22 protein-coding genes are annotated in these 14,141 nt (G+C 65.2%); 6 read left to right on the top strand and 16 right to left on the bottom strand.

Annotation, left to right across the window (positions count from 1 at the left end):
- Nucleotides 1-7 precede the first annotated feature (7 nt).
- From nadA to ACUXST_RS07360, 13 genes are all read right to left on the bottom strand, one after another.
- Nucleotides 8-1,039, bottom strand: a complete 1,032-nt coding sequence (gene nadA / locus ACUXST_RS07420; protein WP_458389333.1) for a quinolinate synthase NadA — start codon at nucleotides 1,037-1,039, stop codon at nucleotides 8-10.
- Nucleotides 1,040-1,099: 60 nt separating this feature from the next.
- A complete protein-coding gene (locus ACUXST_RS07415; RefSeq protein ID WP_458389332.1) occupies nucleotides 1,100-1,843 on the bottom strand; it encodes a hypothetical protein in 744 nt (247 codons plus the stop codon).
- Nucleotides 1,844-1,912: 69 nt separating this feature from the next.
- On the bottom strand, nucleotides 1,913-2,629 hold the full coding sequence (locus ACUXST_RS07410) for a DUF4230 domain-containing protein (RefSeq protein WP_458389331.1): 717 nt from the start codon (nucleotides 2,627-2,629) through the stop codon (nucleotides 1,913-1,915).
- On the bottom strand, nucleotides 2,614-3,459 hold the full coding sequence (locus ACUXST_RS07405; RefSeq protein ID WP_458389330.1) for an MBL fold metallo-hydrolase: 846 nt from the start codon (nucleotides 3,457-3,459) through the stop codon (nucleotides 2,614-2,616). The genes ACUXST_RS07410 and ACUXST_RS07405 overlap by 16 nt, the downstream gene beginning before the upstream one ends.
- A gap of 50 nt (nucleotides 3,460-3,509) precedes the next feature.
- Complete coding sequence (locus tag ACUXST_RS07400; protein ID WP_458389329.1) at nucleotides 3,510-4,760, bottom strand: glycosyltransferase; 1,251 nt, start codon at nucleotides 4,758-4,760, stop codon at nucleotides 3,510-3,512.
- A 268-nt stretch (nucleotides 4,761-5,028) separates the two neighbouring features.
- Complete coding sequence (gene grxD, locus ACUXST_RS07395; protein WP_458389328.1) at nucleotides 5,029-5,343, bottom strand: Grx4 family monothiol glutaredoxin; 315 nt, start codon at nucleotides 5,341-5,343, stop codon at nucleotides 5,029-5,031.
- Entirely contained in the window at nucleotides 5,336-5,590 is a 255-nt protein-coding gene (locus ACUXST_RS07390) for a BolA family protein (protein ID WP_458389327.1), read from the bottom strand. Before ACUXST_RS07390 ends, grxD begins: the two co-directional genes overlap by 8 nt.
- Nucleotides 5,591-5,600: 10 nt before the next feature.
- Nucleotides 5,601-5,930, bottom strand: a complete 330-nt coding sequence (locus ACUXST_RS07385) for a DUF1476 domain-containing protein (RefSeq protein ID WP_458389326.1) — start codon at nucleotides 5,928-5,930, stop codon at nucleotides 5,601-5,603.
- Between the two features lie 58 nt (nucleotides 5,931-5,988).
- Nucleotides 5,989-6,360: a hypothetical protein gene (locus ACUXST_RS07380; RefSeq protein ID WP_458389325.1), complete on the bottom strand. Its 372-nt coding sequence runs from the start codon at nucleotides 6,358-6,360 to the stop codon at nucleotides 5,989-5,991.
- A 9-nt stretch (nucleotides 6,361-6,369) separates the two neighbouring features.
- On the bottom strand, nucleotides 6,370-7,005 hold the full coding sequence (locus ACUXST_RS07375; protein ID WP_458389324.1) for a CoA transferase subunit B: 636 nt from the start codon (nucleotides 7,003-7,005) through the stop codon (nucleotides 6,370-6,372).
- Between the two features lie 3 nt (nucleotides 7,006-7,008).
- The gene (locus ACUXST_RS07370) at nucleotides 7,009-7,503 is read right to left on the bottom strand and encodes a nuclear transport factor 2 family protein (RefSeq protein ID WP_458389323.1); all 495 of its coding nucleotides are present in this window, start codon (nucleotides 7,501-7,503) and stop codon (nucleotides 7,009-7,011) included.
- Nucleotides 7,503-8,210, bottom strand: coding sequence for a CoA transferase subunit A (locus tag ACUXST_RS07365; protein WP_458389322.1), 708 nt, complete (start codon nucleotides 8,208-8,210; stop codon nucleotides 7,503-7,505). The genes ACUXST_RS07370 and ACUXST_RS07365 overlap by 1 nt, the downstream gene beginning before the upstream one ends.
- Before the next feature lie 68 nt (nucleotides 8,211-8,278).
- A complete protein-coding gene (locus tag ACUXST_RS07360) occupies nucleotides 8,279-8,581 on the bottom strand; it encodes an SCP2 sterol-binding domain-containing protein (RefSeq protein ID WP_458389321.1) in 303 nt (100 codons plus the stop codon).
- 74 nt (nucleotides 8,582-8,655) lie between these two features.
- Here ACUXST_RS07360 and ACUXST_RS07355 point away from each other — a divergent pair, with 74 nt between their 5' ends.
- Entirely contained in the window at nucleotides 8,656-10,083 is a 1,428-nt protein-coding gene (locus ACUXST_RS07355; protein WP_458389320.1) for an NAD-dependent succinate-semialdehyde dehydrogenase, read from the top strand.
- Between the two features lie 16 nt (nucleotides 10,084-10,099).
- Here the strand turns inward: ACUXST_RS07355 and ACUXST_RS07350 are convergent, their stop codons facing one another.
- Nucleotides 10,100-10,528, bottom strand: a complete 429-nt coding sequence (locus ACUXST_RS07350) for a nuclear transport factor 2 family protein (RefSeq protein WP_458389319.1) — start codon at nucleotides 10,526-10,528, stop codon at nucleotides 10,100-10,102.
- Nucleotides 10,529-10,633: 105 nt separating this feature from the next.
- Between ACUXST_RS07350 and ACUXST_RS07345 the strand changes: the two genes are divergently transcribed.
- A complete protein-coding gene (locus ACUXST_RS07345; RefSeq protein ID WP_458389318.1) occupies nucleotides 10,634-11,071 on the top strand; it encodes a hypothetical protein in 438 nt (145 codons plus the stop codon).
- Nucleotides 11,072-11,090: 19 nt separating this feature from the next.
- Here ACUXST_RS07345 and ACUXST_RS07340 read toward each other — a convergent pair whose 3' ends face one another.
- Entirely contained in the window at nucleotides 11,091-11,489 is a 399-nt protein-coding gene (locus ACUXST_RS07340; RefSeq protein WP_458389317.1) for a DUF6632 domain-containing protein, read from the bottom strand.
- A gap of 166 nt (nucleotides 11,490-11,655) precedes the next feature.
- On the opposite strand from ACUXST_RS07340, the gene ACUXST_RS07335 reads away from it, so the two are divergent.
- Nucleotides 11,656-12,030 carry an HNH endonuclease gene (locus tag ACUXST_RS07335; RefSeq protein ID WP_458389316.1) on the top strand — a complete coding sequence of 125 codons (375 nt, stop codon included), beginning with the start codon at nucleotides 11,656-11,658 and terminating at the stop codon, nucleotides 12,028-12,030.
- A gap of 35 nt (nucleotides 12,031-12,065) precedes the next feature.
- The gene (locus ACUXST_RS07330) at nucleotides 12,066-12,287 is read left to right on the top strand and encodes a hypothetical protein (protein WP_458389315.1); all 222 of its coding nucleotides are present in this window, start codon (nucleotides 12,066-12,068) and stop codon (nucleotides 12,285-12,287) included.
- A 64-nt stretch (nucleotides 12,288-12,351) separates the two neighbouring features.
- Here the strand turns inward: ACUXST_RS07330 and ACUXST_RS07325 are convergent, their stop codons facing one another.
- The gene (locus tag ACUXST_RS07325; RefSeq protein WP_458389314.1) at nucleotides 12,352-13,041 is read right to left on the bottom strand and encodes a hypothetical protein; all 690 of its coding nucleotides are present in this window, start codon (nucleotides 13,039-13,041) and stop codon (nucleotides 12,352-12,354) included.
- Between the two features lie 321 nt (nucleotides 13,042-13,362).
- Here ACUXST_RS07325 and ACUXST_RS07320 point away from each other — a divergent pair, with 321 nt between their 5' ends.
- Nucleotides 13,363-13,506: a hypothetical protein gene (locus ACUXST_RS07320; RefSeq protein ID WP_458389313.1), complete on the top strand. Its 144-nt coding sequence runs from the start codon at nucleotides 13,363-13,365 to the stop codon at nucleotides 13,504-13,506.
- Nucleotides 13,507-13,670: 164 nt separating this feature from the next.
- Complete coding sequence (locus ACUXST_RS07315) at nucleotides 13,671-13,967, top strand: hypothetical protein (protein ID WP_458389312.1); 297 nt, start codon at nucleotides 13,671-13,673, stop codon at nucleotides 13,965-13,967.
- The last annotated feature ends 174 nt before the right edge of the window (nucleotides 13,968-14,141 follow it).

Genomic DNA, 14,141 nt, shown 5'->3' with positions numbered 1-14,141 from the left:
GGGGCGGTCAGTCGCCGCTGATGGCCGGATCGATGTTCTTAGGCTGGTCGACGATGGGGCGACCGACATCGCCCTGGCCGACCGTTTGGCTGGCCATTTCCAGCATCCGCTCGAGCGGAACGCGGGCGCGTTCCATCACATCGGCAGACAGCTCGATGCGCGGCTCGAGATCGCGAAGCGCGACGTACAGCTTCTCGAGCGTGTTCAGGGCCATGTACGGGCACATGTTGCAGTTGCAGTTACCGTCGCCGCCAGGAACCCCGATGAAGGTCTTGGCCGGCGCCGCCTTCTCCATCTGGTGAATGATGTGCGGCTCGGTCGCGACGAGGATGGTGTCGGCGTCGCTGGTCAGCGCGAAGTCGAGGATCGCCTTGGTCGAGCCGACGAGGTCCGCATGGTCGACAATGTGCGGCGGGCATTCCGGATGGGCAGCGACGGGTGCACCGGGGTGCTCGGCCTTCAACTTCAGGAGTTCGGTCTCGCTGAAGGCCTGGTGGACGATGCATACGCCCGGCCACAGCAGCATCTCCCGGCCAAGCTTGCGGGCGAGATAACCGCCAAGGTGGCGGTCTGGGCCGAAGATGATCTTCTGGTCCTTCGGGATCTGGTCGAGGATTACCTGCGCGCTCGACGAAGTGACGATGATATCGCTCAGCGCCTTCACGGCCGCCGAACAGTTGATGTACGTGAGCGCGATATGATCGGGGTGCGCGGCGCGGAAGGCGGCGAACTGATCGGGGGGGCAACTGTCCTCCAGGCTGCAGCCGGCGTCCATGTCCGGCAGGATGACGGTCTTCTGAGGAGACAGGATCTTTGCCGTCTCTGCCATGAAGCGAACGCCGCAGAAGGCGATTACATCAGCATCCGTCTCTGCCGCCTTGCGCGAAAGATCGAGGCTGTCACCGACGAAGTCGGCGAGGTCCTGGATCTCCGGCTTCTGGTAGTAATGCGCGAGGATCACCGCATTGCGTTCGCGCTTCAGACGCTCGATCTCGGCGAGGAGGTCGAGCCCTTTCAGGCTAGGCGTAAAGGCGGTCATCGCATGCTCCGGTGAGGGCAGCCCGGCGCCGCCCACTCACCAGAAGAGATATGGTCCCCGTCAGGTCCCTGCAACCGCAGCCGCAAAGGTCGCGACCGGCGGAAGCATGGCGACGAGCGACACGAGGGTGTGCGCGCCGATGAGGATTGCGGCAGCCGCGAACGTCGCCGGATGCACGGAACCGAGCACCTTGCGGTCGTGGCGGGCGATCACAGCGACGAAGCCAAGCTGGACGATGAGCGCGATCCACTCGCCGTAGCCGCCCAGCAGCGGCATCGGCAGCAGTCGGCCGAGTGCCGGCTCAAGCAGCAGGAAGGTTGCGCCGAACATGATCCGGCGGTGCCATTCCGTCTTGCGGCGAAGACTGACCGCCCACGCAACAACGGCTGCGAAGAGGAGGGATTCCACAAACGTCAGTGACAGGAAATAAGGCGCGGTGAAGAACGGCGGTACCATGTGCACCGCAAGTGCCGTGTAACCCACCGCGCATCCAAGCACCGCGACGGCGGCAACGACGACGGCCGAAGCCCAGCCGACCTTGCGGTGAAGCGGCAGCTCACCGCGGTGGACAAGCTGGTTCTGAAGCACGAACAGACCGAGCCAGCCGAGCATGACGACGGCATGGGCGTGGACCACCGGTGGCACGGTCCGAATGTCGACGAAGCCGCGCATCGAGAATTGCGCAAAGGCGACGACGATGAAGAGTGCGAGCACGATGGCGTACCGCGCAAAGAACGCCTGGTCGGCCATGAACCCACGCAGCGGCGTTCGTGGTCCGGCGCCCGCATTGGCATTGGTGGCCATGCGAAATCCCCCTTGTTTCCCCGAGTTGCTTATACCAGCGGAGAGGTCGCCGGTGAAGTGCCCTCGCCGCTATTTGGCGGGCTGCGCGGACCGCCTGCGCTCCGCCTCGGCGATCGCTTCGTTGTAGGGAGTAGAAAGGTCGAGATAGGAGGTTTCGTCCGTCCCTTCGGTGGGAAAGCGTGCGACCACGTGGGCGTCCTTGAAGCCCGCGGCCATGAGCGGCATCGCAAAGCTCCGCTCGATGGCCGCGCGCGCGGCCTGGTGCGCAAGCCGCATCTGGACCGCACCTTGCGCTTGCTTGCGGAGGTCGGCGACAGCCTTTGCGCGGTTCGCCGAGTCGAGCTGCTGGTTGGCGTTCGTGAGCGTCGAAAGCACGCCGCCCTGGCCATATTCCTGTGCTGCGGCGAGATCGACGTCCGGACCTGCGATCTCGACTTCGGGAAGCTGGACGCGCAGCGTGTGCGAAGAGCCGTCCCAGGTCACGTCCTTCGGCTGCAGCTTCGACAGGTCGAGCTCGTAGCGAACGTCGCCGGGCAAGATGAGTGTGCGCTTGGCGGAGAAGCCGAAGCGGTCGACCGTCGATGTGGTCACCGAAACATATCGGGCGGTGAAGGCGATCAGCCGATTCTGGGCCCGCATCGACTCAAGACTCGCGCTGGCGATCGTCTTCGGACTGGAGCCGCCGAAGATCCTGTCGGCGATGCTCGACAAACCGAGCACGACGCCCAGCACCAGGGCGATGATGATCGCGCCAATCGCGAGCGGCTTGTTCAGGCGGCTGTCCATGAGTCTCCCTGCCGTTGAACGAGGCCGCGGCGCTCAAGGTCCAGTAGGTGGGCGAGCACCGAGCCGCCGGCAGCGCCGGTGAGACGGTGGTCGAGGCCTGGATAGGCCTTCGCGACGATGTGCGGGATGTCGCAAGGCTCCTCGCCGACGAGCTTCAGAATCTGCCGCTCTCGCTGCATCCGGTGACCCATCAGGTGCCGGACATATTGCTGCGGGTTGGTCACCGCGGCGCCGTGCGCGGGATAATAGATGCGATCGTCGCGCTGCCGCAGCTTGTCGAGGCTGGCCATGTAGGCGGCCATGTCCCCGTCGGGCGGAACCACCACCGTGGTCGACCAACCCATCACATGGTCGCCGGTGAACAGTGCGTCGCCGAAGGCGAAGCAGAGGTGGTTGGAAGTGTGGCCGGGGGTGGCCACCGCAACCAGCCTTGTTCCGTCCAGTTCGATGCACTGGCCATCCTCAAGCACCCGGTCGGGGCGATAACCGCCATCGAACGAGGCGTCGGCACGCGGACCGACTGCTTCGAGCGCAAGCGGCGCGCAGCCGATGATCGGCGCACCTGTGCGCCGCGCCAGCGGCCGCGCGGCGGGGCTGTGGTCGCGGTGGGTATGCGTACAGACGATTGCAGCCAGCGAACGTCCGGCGATCGCCTCGGCGAGCGTATTCATGTGCTCGGGGAGGTCCGGCCCCGGATCTATGACGGCAACGCTATCGGTGCCGACGATGTAACTCTGCGTCCCGGTGAAGGTGAAGGCCGAAGGGTTGTGCGCGAGGAGGCGCGCAATCCCGGGCTCCAGCTGTTCCAGGCGGGCGTAAGGTGCATCCATGCTTCATCCTCTGCCATGCGGCAGCCACGTGCGCAAAACGGGGGAGCGCTTCAGGCCCGCGCGAGCTTGCGGCGGGCCACGGCGGGGCTGCTGCTGGCCATGGCTGCACGAGCGGCAAGTGCTCCAGGATAAACCCGCCCGAACAGCGCCTCCATGCTGCGTTCCCAGCTGAACTGGAGCGCATGGGCCCGCGCTTTCTCGGCCATGGCGGCGTGATCGCCCGACCATACAGCCAGGATGTTGGCAGCCATCGCATCGGCATCGCCAACAGGGCCCAGACGGCCGACGCCTGCGGGCACCCGGTCGATCATCGCTCCAGCCTCGACGCCGACCACCGGCAGTCCCGAAGCCTGCGCCTCGATGATCGAGATGCCGAACGTCTCGTCGGCCATGCCGGACGCGTAGATGTCTGCGCTTGCGAGCCACTGCGCCAGCTCCGACCGGCTGCGCACGTAGCCCGGCATGACGATCCGGCGATCGCCGATCTGCGCGATGTCGGCCTTCAGCGGCCCTTCGCCCAGCAGAACGAGGCGCGCGCCCAGCGCTTCGGGAAGCTTGCGGAAGGCTTCTACGACGACGTCGGGCTTCTTCTCGCCGTCGAGCCGTCCAGCATAGATGATCAGCGGCTCGCCATCCGCCAGGCCGAGCTTGCGGCGGAGACTTGGGCTGCGCTTGCCTGGTCCGAACTCCCCGACCTCGACGCCGAGCGGCACTACGTCGACGTTCGGCACACCGAGTGCGCGTAGCTTGGCCGCGCCGCCGTTCTCGCTCAGCGCGAACAGCGCATCGAAGCGCCGATAGAGCGCGCCAGCGTAGGCGTAAGCAAGGCGGGCGCCGGCGCTCGCCACCGGCACGCCGATGACCTTCGACAGCGGGCGTTCGCCGTACACGGTCGGGAAGTCGGTCATATAGGCGGCGACCAGGGCGGCCTCCGGGTGGCGCTTCCGATGTGCGATCGCCGCCCAGGGAAGATTGTACGCGTCCTGGCACTCAATGAGGTCGGGGCGGAACTGCTTCAGTGCCTCACGCACGGCGCCGTTGCGGAGCAGCAGCCGGTAGTTCGGACTGCCGGGAACGCGGGGGGAGCGGATCGATACCGTGATCGCCCGTCCTTCTTCGCTGACCTGGTCGCGAGTGCCGGGGATGATCATCAGGTGCCGATGAGGCGTCGCGTCGAGGATGTGACCGCGCTTGTGCAGCAGGTAGGTGCGCACGCCGCCGCCGACTTCCGACCAGCTCTGCGTCACGTCGCAGAACAGCTTCGCGGTTTCGTCCCGAAGGGGAAGGTCGTCGCGGCTCATTGCCGCTCCCAACCCAAACCGCCCGGCAAAGTGCCGGCAGTCGCCGCACGCAGCAAATTCTGTCGGAATTTTTTACGCATCGACCGCCACTGATGTCTTGGCCTTTCACAGAAAGCGGCAGAAATCCGCCACTTGTTCAGTTTGGCACGCGCGTTGCTATATTAAGCGTGTCCACTTGGTTCCACACCACGAAGGGGCGGTTCGACGGGTTCTCTGGCCTGGTCGAGCCGCCCCTTCCTCGTTGTGGGGTGGCCGACCGAGCGAAGGTTCAGGCGTCGGCGCCGACGAGCTGCTGCAGCTCACCGTTCTCGAACATCTCCATCATGATGTCGGAGCCGCCGACGAACTCTCCCCGCACGTAAAGCTGGGGAATGGTCGGCCAGTCGCTATATTCCTTGATGCCGTTGCGGATCTCCGGATCCTGGAGCACGTCAACGGTCTCGTACTTGGCTCCGAGCCGGTCGAGGATCGCGATCGCGCGGCTTGAAAAGCCGCACTGAGGGAACAGCGCGGTCCCCTTCATGAAAAGGACGACGTCATTGCTCTTGACGATGTCGCCGATGCGGGTTTGGGCGTCACTCATTGGTTGTCTCCAAAGTCGAGGGCACTGCGGTTTCGAGCTGCAGTGCGTGAAGCTCTCCCCCCATACGCCCCCCGAGCGCGGAATAGACGGCCTGATGCTGTCGCACCCGGCTCAGGCCCGCGAAGCTGCCGCTCACCACGCGCGCGGCATAATGGTCGCCGTCGCCAGCAAGATCGCGAATCGTCACTTCTGCGTCCGGAATCCCGGCTTTAATCAGCGCCTCGATCTCTTCTGCGGGCATCGGCATCGCAACGGCCTCAGAGGTTCGTGGATTCGATGATTTGGCGGCGCGCTTCGATTTCCTTGTTGCGGAGCGCCGCCTGGATCTGGGTGTCGTCGCATTCCACGCCAGCGTTCGTGAGGTCGCCAAGCACCTTGCGGATCACGTCATGGTCGCCGCCCTCCTCAAAGTCGGAGCGGATGACGTCCTTGGCATAGGCTTCGGCCTCGGCTTCCGAGAGTCCCATCTGCCGCGCTGCCCACTCGCCGAGCAGGCGGTTGCGCCTCGCGGTGATGCGGAACTTCATGTCCTCGTCGTGCGAGAACTTGGTTTCGAAGGCGCGTTCGCGATCGTCGAAGGTCGTCATGAATTCCCCATGTCCATCTGCCTCGCAGATAGGAGGAGCCGCGCTCCGGTGCAACGCGCTAGGCTTTGCCCCGCCTCCACCAGCGCACCACCAGGATGACGACCGTCGCCGCGAACGTATCGGCAAACCAGTCCAGGGGGTCGCTGTCGCGATGGATCGAGGGGACCGCCTGGGCGACTTCGATGATGGCCCCGAACACGGACAGCCCGACGATCAGGCGGAGCGCCGACACACGGGGGTACGCGTAGCTGCCGAGCACGCCGAGGACCGCGAACGCCGCCATATGCTCGATCTTGTCGGAGGGATGCCCGGGAAGCTGTGGCGGATGCGCCATCACTGCCATGACGAACGCGAACAGAGCCGCTGACCAGAACAGCGCCTTCGCTGCCCCGCTGTCGCTGTAGCGCGCGACGATCCGGACGGCCTGCACCTGAATTTCCTATTCGGAGTAGCGGGCGCTCGTTTTGTTGCGGACCTCATCGGCAGTCACGCCGGGCGCAAGCTCCGCCAGCTGGAACGGGCTCTGGTGGTCGGGCCGCTGGAACACGGCGAGATCGGTGATGATCATGTCGACGACGTTGCGGCCAGTCAGCGGAAGCGTGCATTCCGGGATGAATTTGGGATCCCCGTTCTTGCTGGTGTGCTCCATCACGACGATGATCTTCTTCACTCCGGCGACCAGGTCCATGGCGCCGCCCATGCCCTTGATCATCTTGCCTGGCACCATCCAGTTGGCGAGGTCGCCGTCCTGGCTGACCTCCATCCCGCCGAGCACGGCCAGATCAATGTGGCCGCCGCGGATCATGGCGAAGCTCTGGGCGCTATCGAAGTAACTGGTCAGCGGAAGCTCGCTAATCGTCTGCTTGCCGGCATTGATCAGGTCTGGATCTTCCTCACCAGCGAAAGGGAACGGACCGATGCCGAGCATCCCGTTCTCGCTCTGCAGCGTGACGGTGACGCCCTCGGGCACGTGATTGGCGACCAGCGTCGGAATGCCGATGCCAAGGTTGACGTAGAAGCCGTCGCGCAGCTCCTTCGCGGCGCGTGCGGCCATCTGATTGCGGTCCCAGCCCATGTCCTACTTTCTTCGCAGCATGTCGGCGGGCAGCGGGAATTGCGTTCCCTCCTCCTGCCACAGGATCGAGGCGACCAGCCACTTGCCGTCGACCTTCACCAGCTGGAAGCTGTTGATGCCGCGTTCGTGGAAGCTGCCGCTCTGCGTGCGGCCGTCGTAGGACGACCAGACGGTGGCGAGATTGCCGTAGACTTCGGTGCGGCGGCCAAGCTCGTGCTCCGTGAAGCCTTCCTTCTCGAGGATGGGACCGCTCTTGGCGATATAATCATCGAGCGTGCCGCCCCGGATCCCCTTTGGCGTGATCACGCGCAGCAGGGCATTTGGGGCGAAGAGCGAACGCATCCTGGCGAAGTCGCGCTTCTGGCCGGCGGGTCCGGAGATCACCGCATAGGTGTCGTTTATGGTGCGGTTGATGCCGGCGAGGTCCGCGGTACTCGGCTTTGCCGAAGCGGAGGTTGCCAGCAGGCCAGCCGCCGCCAACGCAATCGCGATCTTCATCATGCTGCTGCCCTTTCCCGAACCGTGCGGAACTCGATCTTCTTGTCGTAGGGCGCGCCGTCGATCAGACGGTTCACATAGATGGACGGCAAGTGGATGCAGTCGGGATCGAGCCCGCCTACCGGCACAATCTCCTCGACCTCCGCGACGCAGACCTTGCCGCAGGTCGCAGCCGGCAGGTTGAAGTTGCGCGTCGTCTTGCGGAAGATGAGGTTGCCGCTCTCGTCGGCCTTGAAGCCCTTGATGATGGCAAGGTCGGCCCGGATGCCGCGCTCGAGGATGTAGTCCTCGCCATCGAAGCTCTTCACCTCCTTGCCCTCGGCGACCTGGGTGCCGACGCCCGTCTTCGTGTAAAAGCCGGGGATTCCCGCGCCGCCTGCCCGCATCCGCTCGGCAAGCGTGCCCTGCGGGCAGAACTCGACTTCAAGCTCGCCGGCCAGGAATTGTCGTTCGAACTCCTTGTTCTCGCCGACATAGGACGAGATCATCTTCCTGACCTGCCGGGTACGCAGCAGCTTGCCGAGCCCTTCATTGTCGATGCCGGCGTTGTTCGAGGCGATCGTCAGGTCCTTGACGCCGCTCGCGACGATCGCGTCAACCAGCCGCTCCGGAATGCCGCACAGGCCGAAGCCGCCCGCGGCGATCGTCATGCCGTCGAACAGCACGCCCTCAAGTGCGGCTTCAGCGTTGGAGTAGATTTTCTGCATGGCGCCTCTCCTAGCCCGAGGCGCCGGTTAGGCAAAGTTGAACCGCCTTTCAACTTTGCTCGATGGTCCTAGCTCTTGAGCTTCGCCAGCACGCCCTGCAGCTGCATGGCGTTCGACATGTCGCCTTCGACTTTCAGCTTGCCCATCATGAAAGCGGTCATGCCGTCGAGCTCACCGGCTGCGAGCTGCTGCCAATCGTTCCAGCTGACCTTGATCGTCGTGTCGGCCGGGCCGTCCGCCTCGGTGACCTGCTGCGCCGCGCCGTCAAGCATGACACTGCCCTCGCTGCCGCCGAAGTCGACCTTGATCCGCTTGCCGGGCACCCAGGCCTGGTTGTCCGCCATCTTCGCGACCAGTTCCTGTTTCGTCATCGGTCCGGTTCTCCTTTGACGCGGCGACTACCCGCCCGTTGAAGCGCGTTCAAGCGAGGCCTATCTGGCCCGGTATGGGATATGAAACCGAGCTGAAGCTCTTCATCGATGGCGCCTGGAAATCCGGTGAGGACCGCGACCACTTCACCGTTGTAAATCCGGTTGACGCGGCGGCAATAGCCGAGCTGCCGCTGGCCACCGAAGCCGACCTCGATGAGGCGCTTGCCGCCGCACGGCGGACCTACCCGCAATGGCGGGCGCTGGGCGTCGAGAAGCGTGCGATCATCCTTCACAAGGCTGGCAAGCTGCTGCTTGAGCGCGCGTACGAAATCGGCCGCATCATGACGCAGGAGCAAGGCAAGATTTTCGCCGAAGCCCGCGCCGAGGTGATGGCCTCCGCGCAGCTTCTCCACTGGTACGCGGAAGAAGCCAAGCGCGACTATGGCCGGGTGCTGGTGCGTCCGGCAGGCCAGCTGTCGCGGGTCATGCACGAGCCGGTCGGTCCCGTCGCGACATTCACGCCATGGAACTTCCCGCTCTACCTCCTCGCCAAAAAGGTCGCTCCGGCGCTCGCCGCCGGCAACTCCGTCATTTCCAAGCCGCCGGAGGAAACGCCAGGCTGTACGCAGGCGCTGGCGCAGGCGCTCGACGACGCCGGGCTGCCCAAGGGCGTGTTCCAGGTGGTCTTTGGCGAGCCGGACATGGTCAGCCGCCACCTGATTGCGAGCCGCACCATCCGCAAGGTCAGCTTCACCGGCTCGACGGCGGTCGGCAAGCATCTGATGAAACTCTGCGCGGACAGCATGACGCGGGTGACGATGGAGCTTGGCGGCCACGCGCCAGTGCTGATTTTCGACGACTGCGATCTCGAGAAGACGCTCGACATGGTCGTGCCGCAGAAGTTCCGGAACGCCGGCCAGGTCTGCGTCTCGCCGACGCGATTCTACGTCCAGGAAGGCATCTACGAAAAGTTCATCAACGGCTTCGCCGAGCGCACCGGCAAGGTGAAGGTCGGCAGCGGCCTCGACGCAGAAAGCAAGATGGGCCCGCTCGCCAACAAGCGGCGGCCTGAGGCGATCGGCAAGCTGGTGGAGGACGCCCGCGCCAAGGGTGCCCGCGTGCTCGCCGGCGGAGAGGCCGGTGACGGCGGCTTCTTCTTCAAGCCGACGCTGCTCGCGGACGTTCCGCTTGAAGCCGAGATCATGAATACCGAGCCGTTCGGCCCGGTCGCCGTATCGCGGCCGTTCAAGGACTTCGACGAGGCGATCGAGCAGGCCAATCGCCTTCCCTACGGCTTGGCCGCATTCGCCTTCACGGAGAACGGCCGCCGTGCCAACCTGCTCAGCGACGCGATCGAAGCGGGCATGGTCGGGATAAACACTTTCGCCATTTCGGGCGCGGACACGCCATTCGGAGGCGTGAAGGATTCAGGCTTTGGCTCGGAAGGCGGCAAGGAAGGCCTGGAGAGCTATCAGGTCGTGAAGGCCATTCACCAGGCCTGAACCGGCTCGGCCGCCGCTACTTCCAGAGCTGGAGGGAGCGGATGGCGACGGGAAGCTGCGGGTTCTCGTCGGTCCGCGAGAGGATGCGCTGCATCAGCTTCCAGCTGCGGCGCACTCGACCCTTGCGCCAGATGTCGGTGAGCCAGACAGCGCCTGACCAGTCGCGGCCGTCCATCGTCGCCTTAAGCTCCATCTGGGTTGCGAAAACACAGATGCTGCCGTGATCGCGCACGTCGATGTCGCCGAAGCGGTACGACGAGCAGAAGTAACGGTTGGCGGCCGCGTCGAGCCAGCTTGGCCGGTCGAGGATGGCCGGCGGCTTCGAGCCGGTCAGCAGGATGAAGTCGCGGGCGGTGATTGCCTTCATCGCCTTGACCTCGCGGTTCACCCACGCCCGCATCCAGCGGTGCTCCAGAGTCTCGATGATCGGCGTGAGGTCAGCCATTGAGCGCGTTCAACTAAAGCAGCGCGGGCGAGAGGCAAGCCGCAGCCGTCCGATTTTACTTGGCGGCAGCGTCTGCGCTAGCTTCGGCCCCGAAGGGGAAGGCAGATGCGGAAATCACTTTTGCTGCTTGGAGGCGCGCTGCTGGTCGGCGGCTGCAACGAGGGCTCGGCTCCGGACGGCAACGCGGCGGCCAACGCTGCGGCGGCGGCCCCGGCCAAGCCGAAGGTGAGGCACTATTGCTTCTACAAGAAGGACGCACAGAAGGGCTGGAGCGCATCCCGCGACGGGCACGGCAATGTCGTGGTCAAGGGCAAGGCGCACCTCGACGACGTCCGCTACAAGGCCGAGCTTGGCCAGCCCGAGGTGTCGGGGACGGCGGCGAAGCTGTGGCTGAGCACGACGACCAACACGTCCTACGCGGCGCCCGATAATTGGTGGGACGTTAGCTTCACCATACCGGACAGCGCCGCAGTCACCGAAGTCACGGTCAACTGCGACGCCGAGCGGGTGTTCGCCGAACTGAAGGTCGCGGCGAAGAAGTAAAGGTGCGCGAGGCGGCTGCTCAGGCCGCCAAGGTCGCCTGGCTCGCGGGAGCGCGGCTCATCAGCAGGCCGAGCACCAGCGCCACTACCAGCAAGATGGGCACGTCGCCGGTGAGGTGACCCTGCATCGTCGGCGTGCGCATGGATTCCCATGCCATCACCGCCGCATGGACGACGCTCGACCAAACCACGAACCAGATCAGCGAGCGGTTGGCCTGCGGGTCCCGGGCGGCGAGGATCATGAACACGCCCAGCGTCGCGTAGACGCCGACGATCATCAGGAAATAGTCGTTCGCAGCCGGGCTTCCGTCGTGCCACGCCCAGCCCGACGGCCAGAACATCGCCAGCGGATAGATCAGGCAGAATGCGGCGCCGAACGCGACCAGCGCGGCGGACAACAGCTTGTTGGTGTCGGACATGTGCGTGCTCCCCTTCACACAGCGGCGGACAGGGACGCATCCGTCGCAACGGCAATAGCATTTCGCAGGCGCAATGTCGCTGAAAAACCCTCACCCAGCGTACGCAGGTCCATTGTTGCAGGCGAGGATAACCGGGCAGTAAGCTCTGCCGAGCTAGGTTGCTGCGATGCCGCGTCCGCTTGTCCTTACCCGCTACCTCAACCCATGGAAGTTCCGGCGCCAGGAGCGCGAGCAGCGGGTGCAGGAACTGCGCGGCCGCGACGGCGACAATTGCACTCGCTGCCGCCGGCCGATGCGCTTCGACCTGCCGGACGGACATGACCAGGCAGCGAACATCGAGCATGTGGTGCCGATTGTGAACGGCGGCGCAAGCGAGCCGGGCAACCAGTGCCTGTGCCACGGCCGCTGCGCCGGCGGCGCCGACCACACCGCGGAGGTGCAGGAACGCAGGCGCCGCGAGAACGAGGCGAAGCTGCTGTCCCGGGCGCGGCCCAGCTCGAAGGCGAAGTCGCAGGGGAGCGAAAAGCCTCTGCCTCGCTAACCGTCCGCTAACCTGCGGCGGCTAGGAATCGGGCGATGAGCAAGCCTGGCAAGGAAACCGTCAAGCTGAACCCGCCGGTCCGCGTGTCCCGCATCCGGCGCGATCCCGTTCGCACCGAGGAGCCGCAGGGCCTCGCCGGCAAGATCAACTTCAGCTCGAGCGAGTGGGAGATCACCCTGGCGATCATCGGCATGGTGGTGTTCGCCCTGGCGCTCAACGTCATCTGGCTCGCGGTCACGTCGTGGGTGGGGAAGTAAGCGGAGGCTTTGCGCGCCGCGCCGGCGCGAATGTTCCCAATGTTCCCACTGACGAGCGCGATGTTCAGGTCGCGTCGGTCACCGCCTCGAGCAGCGCCGGGAAGGCGGCAACCGCTTCGGCCTGGGGATCGCCGTCGCCGCGCTGTTCCCATGGCAAGGCAAAGCGCTTGGGGTCGAGGCGGGCGAGCAGCCAGGTCAGCAGCCGATCGCTCGGCACCCGCCGTTCGCCGACCAGTTCGCCCTGGTGATAGACCTGCTCGACACGGCCGTTGATCGCGCGGTCGAAAGCGATGGCGGAGAGGCGGCCGACGGCGAGCTGCTGCGCGGCGTTCCAGGCCTGGGCAAAGACCGGCGAGCGGGCGCGCAGACGGTAGGCGCCGCGAGCAGTGAGCCGCGCGGCGCCCGCGGCGAGATGCACCGAGCCGGTTTCCGCAAGATAGGTCAGGAACATGCGCTGGCGGTCCGCGCTCCAGCCGGCCAGCCGCTTGCGGCTGTCCTCCAGCTCGACTCCGTCGAACGGCATGGGTGGAATCGCGGTGCCGGAATCCGCGTCGGTTGCCACTTCGGCGGCCGGGACGGCAGGCGGCAGCAGATCGGTCGGCCAGGCGATGTTCTGCTCCGGCAGCGGCACCAGCGACAGCCGCGGCCCGCCTTCCTCATCCGCGGCCGCGGCAACCTCCTCAAATCGCTTGCCCGCCGCCGACCAGGCCTCGTACTCCTCGATCGTCATGTCCCTCGCCACGCGCCTTGCCATGAACCTGTTCCTCATCCTGTGAGTCGCAGGCATGAACCAGATGGGTTGGTGTAGGAAAGAGCGGAAGCACCGAGCGCAGGTGAATCAACGCTCAGGCCGCGCAGCCGGGGATCGGGTCAACTCTTCTGCAACGAGTTCAGCGGTATTCGTGAGACCATGTCAGGACCAATCAACCTCAGCACTCTTGACCGTTTGCGTGCGCGAGACGGTGACAGCTGCTGGCTCTGCGGGGAGCCCATCGACTTCAATGCGAAACCCAACTCCAGTCTAGCCTGCTCCCGCGAACACTTGCTGGCGCAACGTTTCGGTGGAACCAATGGCATGGAGAACCTCGTGCTCTGTCACACCGCCTGTAACCGGCGCCTGGCGGACCTGCCCATCGTCGAGAAGGTGCAGCGTCGAGAACAGCGGCTGCGCGAGGAATGGTTAGCCTCCGCCCGATCGAAGCTCGCGAATCTCATCTGAGAAGGGCTACTTCGCCGCTGGGCGAAGCTGAGGACTTGCGCCATTTGCCGTCGGGGCCGAACGACCCGGGCCAGCGCGAAGACGGAGATGGGCGGCTAACCTGAGACAAGCAGCAAGAGCGGCGCGCTAACGCACCGGTAAGCTCGCCAGGTTATTCGGACTCGATGTGGGATTCCGATGCTTATGTGCTCGACGCCGCGCTCCGGGTATTTGGCGACATGTTCTCGCGCGAGGGCCGACGTAACCTCGCCAAGGGCTTTCTCGTGCTGCTGAGCGCTGCGCTGGTGATGATTGCGATACTCTATCTGGTTTACGGGCGTGGGCCGCAGTGCGTCGTCCGGGCGGAGAAGGCGCGGCCACACCTGCACCACTTCCGGCACTGGTACTGGCCGTTCGAGGACCCCCAGCTGTGGCTGAGGACGTCTGCTGAGGTCCAGAAGCAAGCGCCGAATTGTCGCTGACCCGGTAGCGCGGCGCCCGAGCGGTCGATGCGGTCTGTGCCCCACCGATCTACTCCGGGGCGCCTTGCGCCCCGCAAGTTGATAGCTAGGGCGCGCGTCCCCACGGCGGATTGAGGAGGCGACCATGAAGATCACCGACACCCACGCCGACCTGCCCTGCTTTCGAGCGGACGT

This window comes from Sphingomonas sp. F9_3S_D5_B_2, assembly GCF_054263715.1.
The sequence above is the reverse complement of the archived record's forward strand: the minus strand, read 5'-3'. Positions and strand labels throughout refer to the sequence as shown.